Origin of the sequence: Alloactinosynnema sp. L-07, from assembly GCF_900070365.1 — a bacterium.
Classification (GTDB): domain Bacteria; phylum Actinomycetota; class Actinomycetes; order Mycobacteriales; family Pseudonocardiaceae; genus Actinokineospora.
In genome coordinates this window covers 7,280,435-7,302,699 of the sequence record NZ_LN850107.1, presented here as the reverse complement: position 1 = coordinate 7,302,699, position 22,265 = coordinate 7,280,435, and the positions used below count along the sequence as shown (strand labels likewise).

At 69.5% G+C, this 22,265-nt stretch carries 19 protein-coding genes; 3 read left to right on the top strand and 16 right to left on the bottom strand.

What is annotated here, in order from left to right; genetic code table 11:
• Positions 1–29: 29 nt before the first annotated feature.
• The 10 genes from BN1701_RS33320 to BN1701_RS33275 form a co-directional block, all read right to left on the bottom strand.
• Positions 30–746 carry an N-(5'-phosphoribosyl)anthranilate isomerase gene (locus BN1701_RS33320; protein ID WP_157368356.1) on the bottom strand — a complete coding sequence of 239 codons (717 nt, stop codon included), beginning with the start codon at positions 744–746 and terminating at the stop codon, positions 30–32.
• Complete coding sequence (locus tag BN1701_RS33315) at positions 743–1,882, bottom strand: acyl-CoA dehydrogenase family protein (protein WP_054055410.1); 1,140 nt, start codon at positions 1,880–1,882, stop codon at positions 743–745. The genes BN1701_RS33320 and BN1701_RS33315 overlap by 4 nt, the downstream gene beginning before the upstream one ends.
• Positions 1,883–1,972: 90 nt before the next feature.
• A complete protein-coding gene (locus tag BN1701_RS33310) occupies positions 1,973–2,347 on the bottom strand; it encodes an ectoine synthase (RefSeq protein ID WP_054055409.1) in 375 nt (124 codons plus the stop codon).
• Complete coding sequence (gene trpA, locus BN1701_RS33305; RefSeq protein WP_054055408.1) at positions 2,344–3,138, bottom strand: tryptophan synthase subunit alpha; 795 nt, start codon at positions 3,136–3,138, stop codon at positions 2,344–2,346. Before trpA ends, BN1701_RS33310 begins: the two co-directional genes overlap by 4 nt.
• 160 nt (positions 3,139–3,298) lie before the next feature.
• On the bottom strand, positions 3,299–4,300 hold the full coding sequence (locus BN1701_RS33300) for a hypothetical protein (protein ID WP_054055407.1): 1,002 nt from the start codon (positions 4,298–4,300) through the stop codon (positions 3,299–3,301).
• Between the two features lie 2 nt (positions 4,301–4,302).
• Positions 4,303–4,566, bottom strand: a complete 264-nt coding sequence (locus BN1701_RS33295; RefSeq protein WP_054055406.1) for an acyl carrier protein — start codon at positions 4,564–4,566, stop codon at positions 4,303–4,305.
• Positions 4,563–6,038, bottom strand: coding sequence for an AMP-binding protein (locus tag BN1701_RS33290; protein WP_054055405.1), 1,476 nt, complete (start codon positions 6,036–6,038; stop codon positions 4,563–4,565). The genes BN1701_RS33295 and BN1701_RS33290 overlap by 4 nt, the downstream gene beginning before the upstream one ends.
• Before the next feature lie 177 nt (positions 6,039–6,215).
• The gene (locus BN1701_RS37720; protein ID WP_054055404.1) at positions 6,216–7,058 is read right to left on the bottom strand and encodes a MaoC/PaaZ C-terminal domain-containing protein; all 843 of its coding nucleotides are present in this window, start codon (positions 7,056–7,058) and stop codon (positions 6,216–6,218) included.
• The gene (locus BN1701_RS33280) at positions 7,055–8,278 is read right to left on the bottom strand and encodes a beta-ketoacyl synthase (RefSeq protein ID WP_054055403.1); all 1,224 of its coding nucleotides are present in this window, start codon (positions 8,276–8,278) and stop codon (positions 7,055–7,057) included. The genes BN1701_RS37720 and BN1701_RS33280 overlap by 4 nt, the downstream gene beginning before the upstream one ends.
• A gap of 11 nt (positions 8,279–8,289) precedes the next feature.
• A complete protein-coding gene (locus BN1701_RS33275) occupies positions 8,290–9,507 on the bottom strand; it encodes an aminotransferase class I/II-fold pyridoxal phosphate-dependent enzyme (RefSeq protein WP_054055402.1) in 1,218 nt (405 codons plus the stop codon).
• Between the two features lie 445 nt (positions 9,508–9,952).
• On the opposite strand from BN1701_RS33275, the gene BN1701_RS33270 reads away from it, so the two are divergent.
• The gene (locus tag BN1701_RS33270) at positions 9,953–13,312 is read left to right on the top strand and encodes a BTAD domain-containing putative transcriptional regulator (protein ID WP_054055401.1); all 3,360 of its coding nucleotides are present in this window, start codon (positions 9,953–9,955) and stop codon (positions 13,310–13,312) included.
• 537 nt (positions 13,313–13,849) lie between these two features.
• On the opposite strand, the gene BN1701_RS33265 is transcribed toward BN1701_RS33270, so the two are convergent.
• From BN1701_RS33265 to BN1701_RS33245, 6 genes are all read right to left on the bottom strand, one after another.
• Positions 13,850–15,022 (bottom strand): AAA family ATPase, encoded by a 1,173-nt coding sequence (locus tag BN1701_RS33265; RefSeq protein ID WP_157368355.1) that lies wholly within the window; start codon positions 15,020–15,022, stop codon positions 13,850–13,852.
• 500 nt (positions 15,023–15,522) lie between these two features.
• Positions 15,523–15,747: an acyl-CoA carboxylase epsilon subunit gene (locus BN1701_RS36245; RefSeq protein WP_157368354.1), complete on the bottom strand. Its 225-nt coding sequence runs from the start codon at positions 15,745–15,747 to the stop codon at positions 15,523–15,525.
• On the bottom strand, positions 15,744–17,285 hold the full coding sequence (locus BN1701_RS33260; protein ID WP_054056340.1) for an acyl-CoA carboxylase subunit beta: 1,542 nt from the start codon (positions 17,283–17,285) through the stop codon (positions 15,744–15,746). Before BN1701_RS33260 ends, BN1701_RS36245 begins: the two co-directional genes overlap by 4 nt.
• A gap of 264 nt (positions 17,286–17,549) precedes the next feature.
• A complete protein-coding gene (locus BN1701_RS33255) occupies positions 17,550–18,263 on the bottom strand; it encodes an SDR family NAD(P)-dependent oxidoreductase (protein WP_231949791.1) in 714 nt (237 codons plus the stop codon).
• 101 nt (positions 18,264–18,364) lie between these two features.
• Positions 18,365–19,354, bottom strand: a complete 990-nt coding sequence (locus BN1701_RS33250; protein ID WP_054055398.1) for a 3-oxoacyl-ACP synthase III family protein — start codon at positions 19,352–19,354, stop codon at positions 18,365–18,367.
• Positions 19,355–19,364: 10 nt separating this feature from the next.
• Entirely contained in the window at positions 19,365–19,616 is a 252-nt protein-coding gene (locus BN1701_RS33245) for a hypothetical protein (RefSeq protein ID WP_054055397.1), read from the bottom strand.
• A gap of 192 nt (positions 19,617–19,808) precedes the next feature.
• Here BN1701_RS33245 and BN1701_RS33240 point away from each other — a divergent pair, with 192 nt between their 5' ends.
• On the top strand, positions 19,809–20,705 hold the full coding sequence (locus BN1701_RS33240) for a class I SAM-dependent methyltransferase (RefSeq protein WP_054055396.1): 897 nt from the start codon (positions 19,809–19,811) through the stop codon (positions 20,703–20,705).
• 10 nt (positions 20,706–20,715) lie between these two features.
• The gene (locus tag BN1701_RS33235; protein WP_054055395.1) at positions 20,716–22,251 is read left to right on the top strand and encodes an NAD(P)/FAD-dependent oxidoreductase; all 1,536 of its coding nucleotides are present in this window, start codon (positions 20,716–20,718) and stop codon (positions 22,249–22,251) included.
• The last annotated feature ends 14 nt before the right edge of the window (positions 22,252–22,265 follow it).

The window sequence follows — 22,265 nt, the reverse complement described above, 5'->3', positions numbered from 1 at the left end:
CTGTGTCAATGATTCGCTCGCAAGCTCGCTCATCCGACGACCTCTCGCGATCGAGCCGTGCTCCACTCCAAGGCGATAGCCGCCACATTACTTCCGGAGAAGCGTCCACTGTGGTCACGGGCGGCGGTGTCCACGTCGATGCCGAGGTAGCCGGGGTGTGTGGCCAGCCACGGGTAGTCGGCACGGTTGTCGGCGCTGATCCCGCCCGCGAGAAGGAAAGGCAGGGTGAGACTGGGCACCAGGTCTGCCACCGCGGACTCCCGCAGTTGCTGCCCGGTGCTGCCGACCTGGCCGTTGTCGCCGACCCGGTCGAGCAGGAACACGTCGGTGCCCGCGCGTTCGTAGGCCGGGACCAGCCTGCGCTCGACGCAGCCGCCGTCGTCGACGTGCAGCACCTTGACCACCTTCAGTCCACTGTGGCCTTTCTGGCGTAGGCCCTTGACCACCAGCGGCGACTGATAGGCGTGCAGCTGCACCCAGTCGATCCCGCTGCGGGCGAGCACATCGCCGAGCCGGTCGACGTCGCTTAGGAACGTCACCAGGACCGGTTCCAGCACGCCGGTCGCCCGCGCCGCGGCGGCCAACTCCACGAGCGTGTCGACGTCGAGTTCGGCCGGACCGCCCGGGATGCCGTGCCAGAGCCCGACGAGGTCGGCACCGGCGGCGGCGAGCACGTCCATGTCGGCGGCCGAAGTCGCGCCGCACGTCTTGAGCAGGATCTCCTGCCTGCCCGCGGGGCTGGTCATAACCCCATCATCGATGCGATTCGGTTGTACTGGATCTCGGTCGTGCCCGAGTAGATGGTGCCCGCGACGGCGTTGCGGAGGTCCTTCTCCAGTCCGGTCTCGGCCATGTAGCCGTGGCCGCCGAAGATCTGCACCGCGGCCAGGCCGGAGGCGAGGTTGGCCTCGCTGGTCAGCAGCTTGGCGATGGCCATCTCGGTGGTGACGTTGTAGCCCTTGGCCAACCGCTCGGCGGTGTCGTAGAGCCAGCGGCGGGAGTTCTCCACGCCGATGCGCATGTCCACGAGCTTGTTCGCGATGGACTGGTAGTGGCCGATCGGCTTGCCGAACTGGGTGCGCTGCTTGGCGTAGGCCAGGCAGCGGTCGAGCCGGTGCTGCATCTCGCCGACATTGATGATGAAGGAGAACAGGATCTCCCGCTTCATCACGTGGTCGAGGACCAGGAACCCGCCACCCACCCGGCCGATGACCTGGGTGGCGGGGACCCGGCAGTCGTCGAAGAACAGCTCGCTGAGCGGTGACGTGCGCAGGCCCATCTTCTTCATGGACTTGCCCACGGTCAGGCCGGGGGTGTCCCGCTCGACCAGCAGCGCCGTGACCCCGAGCGCACCGCCCTCTGGGCGGGTCTTGGCGTAGACGACGAACACGTCGGCGATCGGGGCGTTGCTGACGAAGGTCTTGCTGCCGCGCAGGACGAACTCGTCGCCGTCGCGCTCGGCGGTGGTGAGCATCCGCAGGGCGTCGGAGCCGCCCTCGGACTCGGTGATCGCGTGGGCGCCGATCAGCTCGCCGGAACAGATCCGCGGCAGGTAGCGCTGCTTCAGCTCAGCGGAGCCGAAAGCCTCCAGTGGGACACCGGTGCTGCACATGCTGGTGGTGACCGAGAAGCTCAGGCCGCCGTCGCGGTTGCCCTCGCCAAGGGCCTCCAGCACGCCCATCGTGGTGACCAGGTCCAGGCCCAATCCGCCGAACCGTTCGTCGAACGGCAGGCCCAGGATGCCCGACTGGCGCACCAGTTTCCATTTGTCCCAGGAGAAAGTACCTTCCTCGTCCCGCTCCACGTGGTCGGCGCTGAGCGCCTCGCACCACTGCGCGATTCCCGCGCGCAGGTCGATCTGATCGGCGTTCCACTCGATCACCGCGACACCGCCCTATTCGATCAGCAACACGCCGACAGCGGCCTGATCAGCCGCCAGAACCTGCTGACAACACCGTTCAACAAGTGCGAGTTAGTAGTGCGAGGAACCGGACTCGTCGAGGCTGTGCACCTCGTCGCCGCGCAGCGCCGGGGAGAACACGCACACCAGGCGCAGGTCCTCGTCCGGGCTGGCGATCAGGAAGTGCGCGTCGTTCTTGTCCAGCGCGTACATCACGCCCGCGGTGATCGGGAAGGAGTTGCCGTCCATGTCGACGACCTCGCCGGACCCCTCGATGCAGTAGCACGCCTCAAGGTGGTTGCGGTACTCCAGCAGCGACTTGGTGCCCGCGCGGACGGTCGTGTCGGTCAGGCTGTACCCCATGCCGTCGGACTCGACGAGGAATCGCCTGCTGAGGCCGTTGCCCCACTCGACGGTGCGGACGCCGGAAAGCTCACGGATGATCATCGTGTTCTCCCTGTGTGCAGTGGGTGGTGGGGGTGGAGTGACCGGACGAAGTCGTGGAAGTCCGCGACCACGTCCCGGTCTCGCGTCAGGGCGTGCTCCACCACGGCGACCCCGGCGGACCCGACGATGACCGCGTCGGCCCCGACCCCGTGGATCGCCTCGACGTCGCGCCGCGTGCGAACGCCGAAGCCGACCGCGATCGGCGCGGTGGCCGTCTCGCGCAGGCGGGCGACCGTGCCCGCCAGATCGGCGTAGCCCGCCGCGGGCGCGGAACCGCTGCGCCCGTAGTGAGCCACCAGGTAGACGTAGGCCGACGCCTTCGCGGCGGTCTCGGCCAGCACCTCCGGAGGGGACTTCCGGTGGTAGCAGGTGGTCACGATGGGCAGCGCCGCCGCATCCGTGGCCAGGTAGTAGTCGGCCTTGAGCCGCGGCGGCAGGCCGTGCACGAGCAGGCCGTCGACCCCGGCGGCGGCGACCTCGTCGGCCACTGTGGACAGTGACCGGCGCTTGAGGGAGTGACTCCAGTCGACCAGCAGCGCGATCTTGAGCCTGCGCAGGCCGGGCCGGGTCTTGGCGATGAAGTCGAGCGTGGCGTCGAGGTCGACACCTTGGGCCAGTGCCCGGTTTGCGGACTGCCGCACCGTGAGGCCGTCAGTCACCGACCCCGGGAACGGGACAGCCAGCTCCAGACAGTCCACACCGGACTCGTCCAGCATCGCGACGAGATCGGCCAACACGTCGAGCGGCGGGTCACCGGCGTTGAGGAACAACGCCAACCCCGACTCGCCCACCGGCCGCTGCTCGAAGAAACCTCCCGAAACCCCACGCGCGCGGCCCCCACCCTGTCCCGGGGGGACGGCCCTTGGCCAGTCTATCGGGGTCTGGCGGGTTTCGGGGTGATCGGGATGTGCCTGTGGATGGATCGGCGCCACTGTGGACAACTCGGGCCGCTCAGGCATGGAGCACCGCCGTTGGCTTGCGCAAGCGGTCCACCAACGAGCGGGCGGCGCCGTCGCGGAGGGCGGACTCGGCCGCCTCGTACGCGTCGGGCCACGCGGGCGTGTGTCCACTGGCCACAGCCAGCGCCGCGGCGTTGAGGGCGACGGCTTCGAGGGCGGTGCGGTGGGCCTTGCCCGCGAGCACGTCGAGGAAGTGGTCGACCAGCGATCCCGGGTGCTCCGCGAGATCGGCGAGACCGCCGTCGCCGCGGGCCAGCACGCCCGGCGAGAGCCGGATCGGGCCGCCGTCGTTTGTGTGGATCACGTTGTGGGCGAACCCGAGCAGCTCGTCGGCGCCGAAGTCGTTGGCGCACAGCCAGATCCGGCGGTCCTGCGCCGAGGCCAGCTCGCGCAGGTCGGCCAGGGAGACCGCGGCCGACACGCCAGTCACCTGGGCGGCGACCGGGACCGTGGCGATGAACGGGCCCAGCGCGTTGAGGAACCGGCCGAAGCGCCGCATGCCAAGGGGCACCAGGGTTCGCGCCATCCGCGTCAGCACCGACGGGTAGACGAACGGGCCGGTGAACGCGACGCCCTGCTTGGCCAGCGTCGACGCCGTCTCGTCGAGCGACTTGGTCAGGCCGACGCCCAGCCGCTCCAGCAGGTCGATCGAGCCCGCGCTACCGGTGTAGGCGCGCGAGCCGGACTTGACGACCGGCACCCCCATCGCCGCGGCCACGAAGGCCGCGGCGGTGGAGATGTTGAACGTGCGCGGTCCGCCGCCGGTGCCGACGATGTTCACCGTGCCCGGCCACGGCGCCGCTTCCACGCGCAATGACCTCACCAGTGCGCGTAAGGACTCCGGGTCGGGCAGCTTCGTGGACAGCGACGCCAGCAATGCGGCGATCTCGGCCCGGTCGACGGCGCTCGACTCGATCCCGTCCCACAGCGAGCGCCACGCGGGCTCGTCGATCTCACCTCGCCCCTGGACCAGGGCCGCGATCACCTCGTGCATGGTCAGGCACCCACCACGGGGCCGATGCGCGCGGCATCGATGAACCGGTCGACCGCGGCGACGCTGCGGAAGTTGTCCGGGTCAAGGTCGTCGTCGCCGATCGGGACGCCGAAGCGGTCCTCGATCCACGCGATCATCTTCAGCAGGCCGAGGCTGTCGACCACACCGTTGGCCAGCAGGTCGTAATCGACGGCCAACCCGTCGGCGGCGACATCGGGGAGGAATTCATCGATGATGAACGCCTTGATCGTGGAGACGTTGCTCATGACACCCTTCTTTCGGCTTGAGACGACCCGGTCCCGGTCCGGCCCACCGCGGCGCGGTCGACCTTCCCGGTGGCGGTCTTGGGCAGCGGCTCGTCGGTGATCCGCATACGTGAAGGGATGGCGGCGCGCGGAAGCCGCCGCACGCAGTGCTCCCGCAGCGCGAGGCTGTCCAGGCCGCTGCCCGGCGCCCGGTGGATGGCAGCGGCCAGCACGGCCCCCGCGACCGGGTCGGGCAGGGCGGCCACGGCGGCCTCCAGCACGTTGGGGTGCTCCAGCAGCGCCGCCTCGATCTCGGCGGTGTTGACCGCGACGCCGCGCACCTTGACCTGGAAGTCGGCGCGGCCGACCAGCATCAGCCTGCCGTCGCCGCCGCGCCGGACCAGGTCGCCGGTGCGGAAGTAGCGCAGGTCGTCGGCGCCGGTCGGGTGGTCGGTGAACTTGCCGACGTTGCGGGACGCGTCGAGGTAGCCCTCGGTCTGGAACGGCGTGGACACATACAGCTCGCCTGTACCCGGCCCGGTGATCACGCGGCCCTCGTCGACCAGGATGGCGCGCACCCCGGGCAGCGGATCGCCGATCGCCATCGGCAAGCCGTCGACGTCGGCGATGAAGCTGTCGTTGGTCTCGGTGCAGCCGTAGATGTTGCGCAGCCGCGCCTTGGGGAACAGCAGCGGGATCCCGGCGAGCACGTGGTCGGGGGTGGCGTCGCCGGTGACCATGACGTGCTCGACGCTGTCGAAGCCCTCCGCGCCCGCGGCCAGCAGCAGTCCGAAGAACATTGGCACGGCCTGCACGACGTGGATCTCGTTGGCGCGCAGTACTTCGGCGAGGTGGCGGCCGTTGGCGGCGTAGGCCGGGTCGACCATGACCACCCGCCCGCCCGCGGCCAGCGTCGTCCACACGTCGAGCAGGCAGATGTCGAAGTTCAGCGGCGCCACGTTGAGCACGGTGCGGCCGGGGCCGATGCCGAAGGTCGGCGCGGCCCAGTCGGCGAAGCGGGCCACCGCCTGCGCGCTCAGCGGGACGATCTTGGGCTGCCCGGTGGAGCCGGACGTGGTGAGCATGAACGCGGTGTTCGCGGGCGGCCACGGCGGGGAGGAGACCGGCGTGGGCGGCAGCATCCGCCTGGCCTGGCCCGGCGTGGTCAGGACCGTGGTGCAGCCCGCCTGCGCGAACAGGGTGGCGAGGATGTCGTCGCCAAGCGCGGGCGATGGCAGCAGGAACGGGCGGCGGGCCAGCAGACAGGCCAGCACCAGCGCCACGGCCTCCGGCGACTTCTCCGCCAGGATGCCGACGGGCAGGCCGGTGGCCAGGTCGTGCCCGACGAGCTTGTCGCGTTCGACGTGGGCGAGGTCGAGCAGCTCGCCGTAGCCGATCTCGGTGTCGTGCCAGACCAGCGCGACCGCGTCGGGCGCGCGCTCGGCGTGCCACACGAAGCTGTCAACGAGGTCCTGCAGGAACGGCTCAGCCATGACGCCTCCCATCGATGCCCAGCCAGACCAGACCGGCCGCCACATGCTCGACGTGCCTACCGAAGCCCCACCCGAAACCGCCGACCAGATCCTGCAGGAACGGCTCAGCCATGACGCCTCCCGTCGGTGCCGTGCCAAACCACGCGAGAACTGCCCACCAGGTCCCGCAGGAACACCTCAGCCATGGCGCCTCCCGTCGATCTCGACCCAGCCGCCTTTGAACGCCAGGCCGCGCGGGGTCTTGCAGGTGAACTTGACGACCGGGCCGCCGTCGGTGACGTAGGTGATCTCCAGCGGCTCCGCGGGCAGGATCGGCGCGGAGAAGCGGCACCCGATCCCGGTGATCCGCGCGGCGTCGCCGCCCGCGTAGCGGTCGACCACGTCCTCGGTGATCAGGGCGAGCACGCTCATCCCGTGTGCGATCACGCCGGGGAAGCCCGCGGCGATCGCGGCGACCTCGTCGAGGTGGATCGGGTTGTGGTCGCCCGAGGCGTCGGCGTAGGCGAGCACGGTCTCGGCGGGGATCGTCGCGGTGACGGCGGTGCGTTCGACGGGGCCGGGACCGGCGGTGAGCTCGGTGGCGGCGGGCATGTCACCGAAGGGCTCCGGCGTGGTCGCGTCGACCAGCAGGGCACCGGTGAGCAGCTCGGACACGACGGCGCCGTCGTCGCCGACCACGACACAGCGGATCGCCAGGCGCACGCCCTTGGCCTCGCGGCGGGCGGCGAGCACCTCGACGTCGATGCCCACCCGCTCCCCCGGCGCGACCAGCCTGCGGACCCGGATCTCCTGGCTCAGATGGACATTGCCGGGACGGGGCTGCCCCTCGGGGGTGAGCTGGTCGACGATCTCATCGAAGCTGGCCATCGCGAGCACGAACGGATAGACCGGCGACGCCTGCGGGGCCCCGACGACCCGCCGCACGCCGATGGCGCCGCGCAGCACGTCGCGGTAGTTGGCGAGTTCGGCGGCGGTGACCGCGCGGATGTCGCTGGCGGCGAACGTCGATGCTTCGCTCACGGGGCCACCACCAGGCAGGCGTTGTGGCCGCCGAAGCCGAACGAGTTCGACAGCGCGGGGCCGGAGGCCACCGGGCGCGGTCGGCCGTGCACCAGGTCGATGTCCATACCAGGCTCGATTCGGTCGTGGTTGGCGGTCGGCGGGACGGTTCCGGCGGCGGTCGCGAGGATCGTCGCGATCAGCTCGACCGTCCCGGCGGCGCCGATCAGGTGGCCGGTGACGCCCTTGGTCGCGGTCACCGGTGGGGTCTGGCCGAAGACCTTCGCCAGAGCGATGGCCTCGGCCCGGTCGTTGTGCGGTGTGGACGTGCCGTGCGCGTTGACGTGGGTGATGTCCGCGGGCGACAGTCCGGACGCGGTGATGGCCGAGGTCATCGCCGCGATCGCGCCGCCGCCGTCGGGCAGCGGCATCGCGAGGTGGTGGGCGTCGGAAGTCGCGGCGTAGCCGAGGATCTGGGAGTGCACCGTGGCGCCGCGGGCCAGCGCGTCCGCCCGGCGTTCCAGCACCACGAAGCCCGCGCCCTCGCCCATGACGAAGCCGTCGCGGTCAACGTCGAACGGCCTGCACGCCAGCTCGGGCTCGTCGTTGCGGGCCGACATCGCGTTCAGGTTGGCGAAACCGGCGAGGCTGACCGGGGTCAGCGTCGACTCGCAGCCACCCGCGATGGCGACGTCGACCTGGCCGGAGCGCACCATCGCCGCCGCGTGGCCGACCGCGTCGACGCCGCTGGCGCACGTGGTCGAGATGGTCAGCGACGGCCCGTGCCAGCCGAGGCGCATCGCGATCAGCGCGGCCGCCGAGTTCGGCATGGTCACCAGCGGCATCAGCGGGTTCACCGCGCGGGGCCCGTTGAGGTAGTAGTTGCGGCTCTCCTCGTCGCTGGTCCACCGGCCGCCGACCGCGGTGCCGACGACGATCGCCGTGCGCGCCGGATCCGGGGCCGGACCGCCCGCGTGCTGGTGCGCCGACAGCGCGGCGACCAGACCGTAACGGGCGAACGGATCCATCCGGCGCGCTTCCTTGGCGGTGACCAGGCCGACCTCGTCGAGCCCGGAGACCCGGCAGCCGAACCGGACGCCGTGCCCGCTGACGTCGATGTGGTCCAGCGGCGCCGCCGTGGAGCGGCCCGCCAGCAGCGCCGACCAGAACCGGTCGAGGTCGCACCCGGCCGGGGTGACCACGCCCATCCCGGTGACGACGACTTCAGGAGAGGGAGCCATGTCCGCGCGCCTCAGGCCGCGATGAGCCCGCACTGGCGGGCCGCGGTCAGGAAGGCGTCGGCCGCCACGTCGATGTCCTCGGACGAGTGCCGGGCGGTGACGGCGATCCGCAGGCGGGCCAGGGTGTTCGGCACCGCGGGCGAGACGACCGGCAGGCCGACGACCCCGGCCTTGCGGCACGCGGTGGCGTAGTCGTAGGCGAGCTCGTCGGACCCGGCGATCAGCGGGATCACCGCGGTCTCGCTCGACAGCGTCCGCATGCCCGCGTCGGTGACGATCTTGCGCAGCCGCGCCGACTCGTTCTGGATGTGGGTGACCCGCCAGGGCTCCTGGTCCAGGATCCGCAGCGACTCCAGCGCCGCACCCGCCTGGGCGGGCGGCAGGGCCGCGGAGAACAGGAACGGCCGCGCGTTGTACTTGAGGAACACCGCCAGCTCCGGGGAGCCGACGACCCAGCCGCCGGTCGACGGGATGCCCTTGGACAGGGTCCCGACCTTGATGTCGACCTTGACCTTGAAGTCGAAGTGCTCCTCGATGCCGCGGCCGGTCTTGCCGATGACGCCCAGCGCGTGCGCCTCGTCGACCATCAGCAGCGCGTCGTGCCGGTCGCAGACCTCGCGCAGTTCGGGCAGCGGGGCGATGTCGCCGTCCATCGAGTAGACCGAGTCGACGATGACGAGCTTGACGCCCTCGCGGTGGGACTCGGCCAGGCGGCGGTTGAGGTGGTCGGCGTCGTTGTGCCGGAACCGGGTCACCGTGGCGCCGCTGAGCTGGCAGCCGTCGACGATGCTGGCGTGGTCGTACTTGTCGATGAAGACCGTGTCACCCGGGCCGACCAGCGCGGCGATGGTGCCGACGTTGGCGGCATAGCCCGAGCCGAAGACCAGCGCGGTGTCGCGGCCGAGGAACTGGGCGACCTCCGCCTCCAGCTCTTCGTGCAGCGGGGTCGAGCCCGCCAGGGCCCGGACACCGTGGGCGCCGGAGCCGTAGGTGTCGACGGCGGCCTTCGCCGCGGCCACGACTCGCTCGTCACCGGACAGTCCGAGGTAGCTGTAGCCCGACATCTGCAGCAGGCGCTCGCCGTGCAGGTCGACATAGGGGCTGTCGCGTTCGGGGGTGTACGGCATGAAGCTGTTGCGCCGGTCCGGCTCGGACTCCAATTGCCCGAGCCGCTGCCGAATCGCGGTCAGTTTCGGCTCCAGCCGTTCCCATGCTGCAGAAGCGCTCACGGTTGCGTCTCCTCTTTCCGCGTTTCGGCGAATTCCACGGTCGAATACGCCCACCGACTCCGGTGGCCGTTCGCCTTTTCTGCCGTTTCCCTAAGTACGAATTTCCGCCTGGCGCAATTTCTACGGCAGGCCGCGCAAGCGGAGCGCAACACCGAGGTTGCGTGGCGTGGATCCCGTCTGTCACAGCAGGTTACGGCTGGCGGGACTCCTACCGGGACGAACATGGGGTTGCGCTGTTCAGGCGTACGCGAGTACTCCGTAAAAACGTCCGCATCGACTACCTGTTGGGCTTGACACCTTGATCCGGTCCCCCGGTAGAGTTTCCACGCGAGTGGTCCAAGCGGGGCTTTCTGAATTTAGATCGCTTAGTGGATTGTGCCGAGCCGCCGAAGCGGGTGCTGGCGCCTGGCGTCACGCACCCTGGGGGTCCAGGGAGTTTGCGCGCATGCTGATCAGACTCATCGGGCTGATCGCCGTCGAGGAACCGGGCGGCGTGGCTCGACACCTGTCCAGCGCCCAGACCCAGGTCGCCTTCGCCCGGTTGATCCTGGAGCGGGCCACCGGCACCGACCGCGACCAACTCGCCGACACCGTGTGGCCCGACGGGCTGCCCGACACCTGGGCTTCGGCGTTACGCAGCGTAGTCAGTCGGGTGCGCACTTTCGTCGCCCATGACGACGCCGAACTCGTCGCGCAAGGCAGGCGCTATCTGCTTCGGATGCCGCAAGACGCCGTCGTCGATCTTGAATGCGCCGAGCGAGCGGTTGGGGACGCGATCCGCGCGCAGGCCGAGGGCGCCAACGCCGACGCGCAGAAATTCGCCATGACCGCGTTGTCGTATTTACGCGAACCATTTCTCCCCCATCACGAGGGCGAGTGGGTAGCGGGCGTGCGCGAGCACCTCGACGGGCTGCTGTCCTCGGCGCTGGAGACCGCCAGCGGCGCGGCGGCGGCGCTGGGCGTGGACCGCGACGCGGTGCGCTTCGCCGAGGAGGCCGTGCGGCGGGCCCCGCTGAGCGAGAGCGCGCACCGATGTCTGATGACCGCGCACGCCGCGGGCGGCAACCGGGCCGAGGCGCTGAGCAGCTACCAGCGGCTGCGCCAGGTGCTGTCGGAGGAACTGGGCATCGACCCGTCGCCGCAGACCCAGGCCGCCTACGTCGACCTGCTCGGCGGCCCGGCGTCGCACCGGGGCAAGCCGCGCGCCGGGACAGTGGCAGCGGCGGCGGTCCCGTTCAGCGGCAGGCGCACCGAGCTGGCCGGGATCGCCAAGGCGTGGGCGCAGACCGAGCAGGGCGTCGGCCACCTGGTGCTGGTCACCGGCGAACCGGGGGTCGGCAAGACGCGGCTGGTCACCGAGGCGGCCCGGCGGATCGGGCGCGCGGGCGGGCTGGTGGTCTACGGCCGCTGCGAACCGGGGTCGACCGTGCCCGCCCAGCCGATCGTGTCCGCGCTGGCCGACTTCGTCGCCGCCACTCCGACCGAGTCCCTGCCGCCACTCAGTTTTGGTCCACTGAGGACACTTCGGGCGCTGGCGCCGGGAAACGACGCGCGACCGGACCTCGCCGCGCTGACGAAGCTGCTCGCGGAGCTGGCCGACCAGTCGATCTGCCTGGTGCTCGACGACCTGGACCTGGCCGACGAGGACACGTTCCTGTTGCTGCGCAGGGTGTTCCGGCTCGGCGGCACCGACTGTTCGCTGCTGCTGGTGGCCACCGCGAACGGCCGCGGGCCGCGCAAACCGGCGGATCCGCACACCGACTTCGTGCACGACATGGACCGGCTCGGCCTGCTGCGCCGGGTCGCGGTGCCCGGGCTCGAGGAGTCCGACATGCGCGCGCTGTCGCGCCAGATCATGCCGACCGCGCACGCGGCCGACGTGCCACCGCCGTACCGGCTGCTCGCCGACACCGCGGGCAACGCCTATCTCGCGGTGGAGATGCTGCGCTGGTACCGCGAAGGGCCCGCGGTGGCGGGGCGGCGGCTGCCGGACGGCATCCACGACTACGCCGAGGCGAACCTCGCCGCGCTCGACCCGGAGCCGCGCAGACTGCTGCGGGCCGCGGCGGTCGCGGGCTTCGCCTTCGAACTCGACCTGGCAGGCGACGCCGCGGGCCTGACCCCGGACGACGCACTGGACAGCCTCGACGAGCTGGTCGAGACGGGCCTGGTCACCGAGGTGATCGCCACCGGTTTCGGGGCCAACCCGGTGCCGAAGTACCGCTACACCCACGATGTCGTGCGGCGCGCGGTCTATGAGCAGCTCAGCGAGACCCGGCGGCGGTGGCTGCACGCGCGCCTCGCCGACGCCATCGAACATCACCGCACCGACAACCTCGCCACCCACAGCCGGGCCCTGGCCCACCACCGCTCGGCGGGCGCCGCGGCCGATGGCGACACCCGCGCGGTCCAGGCCAGTTGGCACGCCGCGGCCTGGGCCACCCGCAAGGGCGCGCAGTCCGAGGCGGTCCGGCTGCTGGAGCAAGCGCTTACGCATGTCCCGGAGTCCGACAACGAGCTCAGAGCCGACGCCCTGACCAGGTTGGGTCTGGCGCAGCTGGCCGCGGGTCACCGCGACTGCGACCAGACCCTCCTCGACGGCACGATCCAGGCCCTGCACACCCACCGCCTCAACATCGCCGCCCAAGCCGCCCTCGGCCTGGCCGACGCCGTCGGCACCCGCCCCCGCCTGCGCAGCGAGGCGACCGCGATGATCGACCTGCTGCTCCGCACCGTCGCCGAGTCCCGCCCGAACCGCTCGGTCGCCGTGGACGACGTGACGGTGGGCAGGCTGATAGCAAGGCAATGCGACCTGTCGACGTCCGTCTCGGCCGATCCGGCGGTGACCCGCTCCCTGCGTGCGATGACCGGTGAGCTGCGACTGCTGGAAGGCCCCGACCACGTCCGCTGGCGCGCCACCCTCGCCGCTGAGGCCCTCGCCGTCGCGGGCGCCATCGGCGACACCGCGGGCCGCGTCGCCGCCGCCCACCACCGCGCCGCCACCGCCGAACTCACCGGCGACATCGAGTCCCGCGACGCTGCTTTGGCATCCCTCGCGGAAGCGATCAACGACGGCGATGGCGACGAGATAGCCATCGGCGACGCACTGTTGGCCGAGCACACGGTCGCCATAGCCGTCACCGAGGGCAGACTCACCGACGCCGCCGCCACCGCCCGCCACGTCGAGATCGTCCAGTCCGCCACCGCGATCGCCCCCCTCCCCGGCAGCCTCGCCCAACGTCAGATGCTCATCTCCCGCTGGCTCCGCTACGGCGGCGCCGTCGCCCCAGACCACCCGACCACCGCCCACGAAGGCGCCGAACGAGCCCTGGCAGCAATCCTGCGCGGCGACCGAGGCCTCCCCCACTTGACAGTGAGAGCCCTGGCCATCAACGCCGAACCCCTCCCCACCGGCGACGAATGGCCACACGCGGTCGGCGTCTTGGCATTGTCAGCGGTCGAACTCGGCGACGCGGCCACAGCGGAAGCCGTACGAGCCCTCCTGACCCCCTACCCAGACCTGACCTGCGGCGTCGGCTACCGCACTTTCGTCGGCACAGCGGCATTCCACTTAGGACGACTGGCAGTAGTCGTCGGAGACTGGGACGACGCCGAACGACACCTGTCGGCGGCCCTGTCACAACTGGCAGGAAGACGAGCCAGACCATGGATGGCCCTAGCCCAACTGGCGCTGGCCAAGGCCTTGGACAGCCGCAACAAGGTAGGCGACCGCCGCTGCGCCCAGGCGCTTCGCGCAGAAGCCACCTGGACCCTCACAAACCTGGGCCTACGCAGATCCGCATAGAACGGAACCGCCGGGTCCAGTTTGTCTTTTGAGGACCGCAGCTCCTTGCCCTGGTCCGTGTCCTTTGAGGACCGCAGGTCCTCGCCTTGTCTTGTGGGGACCGAAGGTCCCTGGTTGTGGGGACCGAAGGTCCCTGCACTTCCCCCAGCACCCTCGTCCTGGCAATCCCTTATCCGGAAACAGGGATGTCAAGGGTCAGCTCGCTGATCGCGCAGCGACGCCGCAGGCGCCCTTGACATCCCTGTTTCCGGATAAGACGCTGATTGACGAGGGAGCGACTCGCCCTCCGAAGCCCGAACGAGTGCGCTCAATCGTTGTGCACCAACGAGTGCACTCGTTCGTCGCACAACCGCGGGGTCGCTCCCCTAGCCCGAGCGTTTAACATTCGATCGACGGCGTCAAGGGCGCCTGCGGCGTCGCTGCGCGATCGGCAAGCCGACCCTTGACACCGCCGATCGAATGTTAAAGATGGCCAGGACGGGGTGCTGGGGGCAAAGCGGTCGGTTGGGTGGCTGCTTTGCGTTGGTGCGTTTCGGTCTAGGACAAAGGGATTCGGACTAGGGCTGATGGGTCCGGGTGTACGACTACGTCCGCCAGGCGGTCGGCTACCGGTGTCTCGGTTGCTGTCGCTACTACCATCAAGCCCGATGATCTACACGAATGCCACAGGTGTGAGAGCAGTGAGATGGACGTGGGGTCCGCTCTATGGGCGTCGTCCAGGACCAAGATCGTGGGGACTCTGCTGGTGATCGCTCTGACCCAATGGCCTACTGCGTCGAACATTCCCGCACGTTCATAGGTTGAACCGCCTCGGCCCGGGATGGTTCCGCCGACCCTCGCACCAAGATCAGGCAACAGGTGGGCGATCTCGTCAGCCCAGCCTTGCAAGTCGGTGACCAGCTGGTCAGTCGCGCAAGCCGCCGCGTGGAAGCCGAGAGCCTCGCGGAAGGCCCGATAAGTCTCATATGTGCCGGCCGTCCAACGCCCGTACAGGACAAGCGCCCCTTCCGCGTGCAACCGCAGCACGAGTTCGGCCGTGACAGCCATCCGGTCCGCGGCCGAACCGCGGTAGACGAGCACCATCCGGGCGTTGCCGGACTGAACCTCAGGCCAGACCGACGTGGCCGTGCGGAGTGCTTCGGCGACGTCGACCACGACGGTGGCGGCTGGGTCGTGCAGGGCTCGTCTGGCCCATTCGAGGTTGGAGGTGCCGGTGCCCTCGGGGGTCGCGCCGCCCACGCACATCTCGTAGACGCGTTCCGGTGGGGCGTCGGGTAGGGGGGTCCAGAAGCCACGGTCGAGGAGCTCGATGCCCGCGGGCAGGGTCGGGCCAGCGACAACCGCGGTGGGGGCGGTCGCCAGGATCTGGCCGGGGGCGGCCTTGGCCAGCAGGGTTCGCGCGTGGCGCATCGCCTGGGTGCCGATTGGGGACTCGGGGGCGTCGACGGCGGCGCACAGCACGATGCGTAGGCCGCCTAGGGGGTCTCCGGTGTCCGACTCCGCGAGCGCGACCATGCTGGCGATCTCCAGTGACGCCCTGGTCGCGTCGCAGACGCTGTGGAAGACGGCGCTGACCACGCGGGGTTCGGTGGGTTCGTCGTCGGTGATCTCGTGGCCGCCGAAGCGCAGCGCGATGTCGTGGGCCCCCGCCGTGACGTCGTGCGCGCGTGCGTCGAAGGCGGCGGTGAGGACGGTGACCATTCCGGGCATGTCCTCGGTATCCTCGTGCGGCCAGGGGGCTTCCACAATGCGCCGCAGGCTGCGGGCCAGGTCTAGGGGCGGTCCGGACTCAGCGCCTGATAAGGCGGGGCCTGATATGGACATGGGGCTCCTCCCGAGAACCACGCTCCACAATGGCGAATGCCCACCACCGCGGCACACGGTACTCGGTCATTACGCCCGCAACCGGACGAATGCTACAGATCAACTCAGCCGAGCGTCAACGCGGACCGGGTCTCTCAAAATATTCCAACACCAATGGAGATAGTCCTTACAGGACCAATAGGGGGTGCTCCGACCTGGCGATGGATCCGCCCGTGACACCATTCGCAAGCCCAGCTCTGGCAGGCACTCATCAACTGTTCACGCCGCCGAAAGCAATCGATGGACACCGTATACGCGGCATAAAAAGTCTCGGTTCAATACTGCGCGAATGTTCACACAAACCGGCAACACCCTGCGGAAACAGGCAAACAGAAATGGGATTCGCGTCATGGCGCGTCCCACGCGGTCGGCGCGCGGAACAGCACCTTCGGGAGCGTCCATCGGGGACCCGGGGACGGCGGGTCCCCGGTGGACGGGGCGACGGCGGCCAGTGCGGCGACGAGCGCGGCGACCTCCTCGTCGCAAGCCTGCGAGGTCAAGATCGGCTCGGCGCCCATAAGGGCCGACTCTCCGCGCTCGGTGTCCGGAGTCACGATCGGTTCAGTGCTCACAGCGGCGGGTTCCCGTGCTTGGTGTGCGGCAGCGACGCGCGCTTGGTCCGCAGCATCGCCAGCGCCCGCGCGACCGTCGAGCGGGTTTCGGCCGGGTCGATGACGTCGTCGACGAGCCCGTGCTCGGCCGCGAAATAGGGGTGGACAAGTCGCTGCCGGTACTCGGCGATCCGCAGCGCGCGGGTCGCCTCCGGGTCGGCCGCCGCGGCGATCTCCTTGCGGAAGACCACATTGGCCGCGCCCTCGGCCCCCATGACGGCGATCTCGTTCGTCGGCCACGCGTAGGACAGGTCCGCCCCGATCGAGCGGGAGTCCATGACGATGTACGCGCCGCCGTAGGCCTTGCGCAAGATCACCTGGACCCGCGGCACGGTCGCGGCGCAGTAGGCGTAGAGCAGCTTGGCACCGTGCCTGATCAGCCCGTTGTGCTCCTGGTCGGTGCCGGGCAGGAACCCGGGCACGTCCACCAGCGTCACCAGCGCGATGTTGAACGCGTCGCAGGTTTGGACGAACCGGGCCGCCTTCTCCGCGGAGGCGATGTCAAGCACGCCCGCCAGCGAGCTCGGCTGATTCGCCACAACCCCTACTGTCGTGCCATCGATACGGGCCAGCGCGCACACGACATTGGTCGCCCAGGTCTCGTGCAGTTCGATGTATTCGCCGTCGTCAACCAGCTCGGCGACCACGTCCCGCATGTCATACGCGCGGCCCGGCTCGACAGGGACGATGTCGGCCAGGGCGTCGGTGCGTCGGCCGGCCGGGTCGGTGGCCGCGAACGTCGGCGGCGGCTGCTGGTTGTTCGACGGCAGCAGGCCGACCAAGTAGCGCACGTCGAGCAGGCAGCTCTCCTCGTCATCGTGGACGAAGGTGGCGACCCCGGTGCCGCCATGAACGTCGGCGCCGCCGAGTTCGTCGTGGGAGACCTGCTCACCGGTGACCGCGTGGACGACGTCCGGCCCGGTCACGAACATCTGGGCGACATCGCGGACCATGAACACGAAGTCGGTCAACGCGGGCGAGTAGGCCGCGCCGCCCGCGCACGGGCCGAGCATCACGCTGATCTGCGGGACCACACCGGACATCCGCACGTTGCGCCGGAAGATCCCGCCGTACCCCGCCAGCGCGGTCACACCTTCCTGGATGCGCGCGCCCGCCCCGTCATTGAGCCCGATCAGCGGCGCCCCAGTGGACTCGGCCAAGTCCATGATCTTGTGAATCTTCTGCGCGTGCGCCTCACCGAGGGAACCGCCGAACACCCGAAAGTCGTGCGCGTGGACGAAAACCGTCCGCCCCTCGATCGTCCCCCACCCGATGACCACCCCATCCCCGGGCGGCTTGCGGTCAGCCATCCCGAACCCGGTCGCGCGGTGCGTGCGCAGAGTCTCGATCTCGTTGAAGGAACCCGGATCGAGCAGAATGTCGAGCCGCTCCCGAACAGTGAGCTTACGCCGCGCGTGCTGCGCCTCCGTCGCCGCCACGCTCGGCCCGTCGTACGCCTTGCTCCGTTTGAGACGGAGCTCCCGCACCCTGGCGGCCATGTCGTCCACAGTGGACAGAGCGGCTAGTTCGCCTTCGGCGGACGGGTCGGCAAGCGCTGTCACGAGTGCTCACTTCCTCGCTTTTGGCTGCGGGCAGGACCTTCATTGAATCTTCGACAGCGCAAGCACGGCGCAACAGCAGGGGTTGTCCCTGGAAGGAATGAGGGAGAATCACCCACGCCCCCTGGTCGACGTTCCTCACCGACCTCAAACACTGAAGGCCCGTCCCGGGGGCGAAGCGGCTCAACCCCCGGGACGGACTGCTCAGGTGACGCTCACGCCACCGTCGATGCTCACCACCTGGCCCGTCATGTAGTCCGCGTCCAGGAACAGGGACATGCTGCGGGCGACCTCCTCGGTCGTGCCGAAGCGCGGGACCGGGCACTTCTCCTTGATCGCGTTCTGCACCTGGTCCGACAGGTCCTTGGTCATCTCCGTGATCATGAAGCCCGGCGACAGCGCGTTCACCGTGACGCCCCGACGACCGCACTCGGCCGCCAGGGTCCGGGTGAACCCGATGACACCCGACTTCGACGCGCCGTAGGCCGTTTGGCCCGCGGTGGCGATGATGCCGGACGGGGACACGATGTTGACCACCCGTCCCCAGCGCTGGCGGAGCATGTGACCGACACAGACCCGCGCGGTGTGGAACGTGCCGATCAGGTTCGTCTCGATCACCTCCCGCCAGTCGTCCGGGGACTGCATCGCCATCAGGCCGTCCTTGCGGATCGCGCCGTTGTTCACCAGCACGTCCACGGGGCCCAACGCCTCGGTGATCTCCGCGTACATGGCCACGACCGCCTCATACGACGCGACCGAGCCGCCGACGACGACCGACGGGTTCTCCAGCTTCTCGGCGACCGCGAGAGCACGGTCGCGCGAGCTGTTGTAGTGCACCGCCACCCGACAGCCGAGGGCGTCGAGTTCCATCGCCAGCGACTGACCAAGGCCGCCGGAGGCCCCGGTGACCAGAGCCACCGGCTGCTCCGGACGCGATCCCGCCTTACCCATTGCGCACCCCACCCCACTCGGCGTCGGTAGTGGCTAGCACCCGCTCCATCACAGCGCGCGTTCCCGCCTTACCCATTGCGCACCCCACCCCACTCCAGCAGCACCGAACCCCACGTCATCCCGGCGCCGAAGCCCGCGAGCAGCACCAGGTCGCCGTTGTTGATCCGACCGGCGTCCAGTGCCTCGGCCAGGGCCAGCGGGATCGACGCGGAGGCGGTGTTGCCGTACCGGTCGAGGTTGGTGACCAGCTTCGCGGGATCGAGCCCGGTGTGGCTGAGGATCGAGTTGATGATCCTGATGTTGGCCTGGTGCGGGACGATGTGGTCGATGTCGGCCACCCCCACCTTGGCCTGCTCCAACGTGGCCCGCACGGTACGCACGGTGAACCGGACGGCGTTGAGGTAGATCTCGTTGCCGTTGATCTTGGCGTAGTGCAGGCCCTGCTCGACGGTCTCGGCCGTGGTGGGCATCCTGGCCCCGCCCGCCACCACCTTGAGACTGTCGTGCTTGGACCCGTCGGCACCCAGGTTCCACGCGCGGATCCACGTGTCCGGGCTGGGGGTCAGCACGATCGCGCCAGCGCCGTCGCCGACCAGGATGCTCAGATCCCGGTCCTCCGGATTGACCGTGAGCGAGTGCGTGTCCGACCCGATGATCAGGATCGGCCGCGGGTCCATCAGCATCCAACCCGCCGCCGTCATCAGCGAGTACACGAAACCGGAGCACTCGGCGTTGACGTCGTGCGCGCTGCCCGCGATCCCGAGCTCGTGGTGCACGAACGCCGACGTCGCCGGGGAGAGCTGCTCCGGCGTCGCGGTGGCCACGATGAGGTGGGCGATGTCGGCGCCGGTGAGCCCGGCCTTCTCCAGTGCCCTGCGGCCCGCCTCGATGGCCAGTGACGCGGTGGTCTGGCCGGGGCCGACGATCCGCCGCTCCCGGATGCCGCACCGGCTGACGATCCAGTCCTCGTCGACGCCCAGCCGGTCGGCCAGCTCGACGCTGGTCAGGACGGTTTCCGGGACGCTGACACCCCACCCGGCGATGTCGAAGCCGTTCACGGCCCGCGCCTTAGTTCGCGGGGACGAGGGCCATCAGCCGCTCGTGGACGGCGCGCAGGGTGGTGGTGTCGTCGATGTCCTTGAACAGCGACTCGTCGGCCGGGATGTGCGGGTACTTGTTCTGGAAGCCGTAGAGCCACTCCATGAGGTCCAGCGAGTCCACATCGGCGAGCTGCAGCAGCGGGGCGTCGACATCGACGTTCTCGGCACCCGACACGGCCGCCAGCTGGGTGGCCAGTTCTTCGACGTTGGGCAGTTCCATCTTCGTCGCTCCTCACAGTCGCGTTCGTCTCGCGCCGCCTCCTGGTGCGGCGAGGTCCTTGACGGATGTAACCGGCACAAGCGCAACGAAGCCGCAACTCCCTGCGTGTTGCGCCGCTGTTGCACGGGTCGCGCTTACCTACAGACCGCAGAGGCGTCACACGGCCAGGAAACGTGGAAAAGGGGTTTTGGCATGACTGCGGTGACAGGTGGGGCAGAGAACAAGGTGATCAACCCTGAGGTCGACGCGATCCGGCACCACTACGAGGTCAGCAACGACTTCTACCGGCTGCTGCTCGGCCCGGCCATGATGTACTCGGGCGGCTACTGGAACGAGGGCGAAGACCTCTACGGCCTGCACGACCTCGCCCAGGAGCGCAAGCTCGACAAGTTCATCGAGCTGGCGGGCGCCGGGGGCGCCAAGCGTGTGCTCGACATCGGCTGCGGCTGGGGCACCATGCTCGACCGGGTCACCCGCGTCCACGGCGCGGAGCAGGCCGTCGGCGTGACGCTGTCGCGCACCCAGGAGGAGTTCATCAACTCCCTGGGCAACGCCAAGGTCACCGTGCACGTCGAGTCGTGGGAGGACCACAAGACCGACGAGCCCTACGACTCCGCGTTCTGCATCAACGCCCTGGAGCACTTCGTGCTCTCCACCCTGCCGCCCAAGGAGCGCACCCGCCGCTTCCGCGCGTTCTTCCAGCAGTGCCACACCCTGCTCAAGCCGGGCGGCAAGCTGGTGCTGCACATCATGACCATCGAGAACCCGCCGCTGAAGCGCGAGCTCATCGACGACCTGAAGTTCTTGCAGCGCGAGGAGTTCAAGGGCTGCTACATCCCGAAGCTGCAGGACCTGGCCGCGGGCGCGGAGTCGCTGTTCGTGATCGACGAGATCGTCAACGAGCCACTGTCGTTCGCCCGCGCGTGCCGCGTCTGGCTGGAGTTGCTGGCCGAGCGCCGCGACGAGGCCGTCGCCATGGAGGGTGCGGAGATCGTCCAGCGCTTCGAGCGCTACCTGGACATCTTCGCCTACACCCTCGAGGACGGCATCTTCAACAACTTCCGCATCACCCTCACCCGGCGCGGCTAGGAGCACCGACATGACCAGGACGATCAACCGGGTCGAACCCCCGGCCGAGGGCTCGGGCAGCCGGGTCCCCCACTTCCGTGTCGCGGTGATCGGCACCGGGTTCTCCGGGCTGGGCATGGCGATCCGGCTCAAGCAGCAGGGCATCGACGACTTCGTGGTGCTGGAGCGCGCCGACGAGGTCGGGGGCACCTGGCGCGACAACTCCTACCCTGGCTGCGCGTGCGACGTGATGTCGCTGCTGTACTCGTTCTCCTTCGCGCGGAATCCGAACTGGACCACCACCTTCGGCAAGCGCGACGAGGTGTTCGCCTACCTCAAGGAGTGCGCCGAGAAGTTCGGCGTCCGCCCGCACATCCGTTTCCGCCACGAGCTGGTCGGCGCGCGCTGGGACGACACCGAGCGCCGCTGGCACATCGAGACCAGCGGCGGCGACGTCACCGCGCAGGTCCTGGTCACCGGCACGGGCTACCTGTCCGACCCGGTGATGCCCGACATCGAGGGCCTGGAGTCCTTCCCCGGCGCCAAGTTCCACTCGGCCACGTGGGACCACGACTTCGACCTCAAGGGCAAGCGGGTCGCCGTCATCGGCACCGGCGCGTCGGCGATCCAGTTCGTGCCGAAGATCCAGCCCGAGGTCGGGCAGCTGTTCGTGCACCAGCGCACCGCGCCGTGGGTGGGCCCGAAGGCCGACAAGACCACCAACAAGCTGCAGTTCGCGCTGCGCAAGAACGTGCCGGGCTACCAGCGCTTCCGCCGCAACTTCAACATGTGGGGCCGCGAGATCCTGGCCTTCATGCTGGCGCGGCCCAACATCGCGGCCAAGACCATCACCGGCATGGCCGAGAAGAACCTCAAGAAGCAGGTCAAGGACCCGGTGTTGCGGGCGAAGCTCACGCCGAACTACGCCGCGGGCTGCAAGCGCCTGCTGTTCTCCAACACCTGGTACCCGGCGCTGCAGCAGCCCAATGTGGAGCTTGTCACCGACGCCATCGTGCGCGTCGACGGCAGCTCGGTCGTCACCGCCGACGGCACCTCGCGTGAGGTCGACGCGATCATCCTGGGCACGGGCTTCTCCGCCACCGACCGCCCGGTCGCGCGCCGGATCTGGGGCCGCGACGGCGTCCAGCTCGCCGACGCGTGGAGCACGGGCATGTCCGCCTACGCGGGCACCACGGTCACGGGATTCCCGAACCTGTTCATGCTGCTCGGCCCCAACACCACGCTGGGCCACTCCTCCCAGACGGTGATGATCGAGGCGCAGATCGCGCACGTCGTCGACGCGCTGAAGGTCATGGACAAGCGCGAACTGGCCAGCGTCGAGGTGCGCTCGGAGGCGCAGCAGGCCTACAACACCGCGCTCGACGCCAAGCTCGAAGGCACGGTGTGGACCGCGGGCGGCTGCGTCAGCTGGTACCAGGACGGCTCCGGCCGAAACCCCTCTATCTGGCCGACCTACACGTGGCGGTTCCGCAAAGCGACCAAGAAGGTCGACCTCGGCGCGTACCGGATCGCCACCACCGTCGGGCTTCCGGTGAAATCACAGTGAACGTGGAGAGAGCA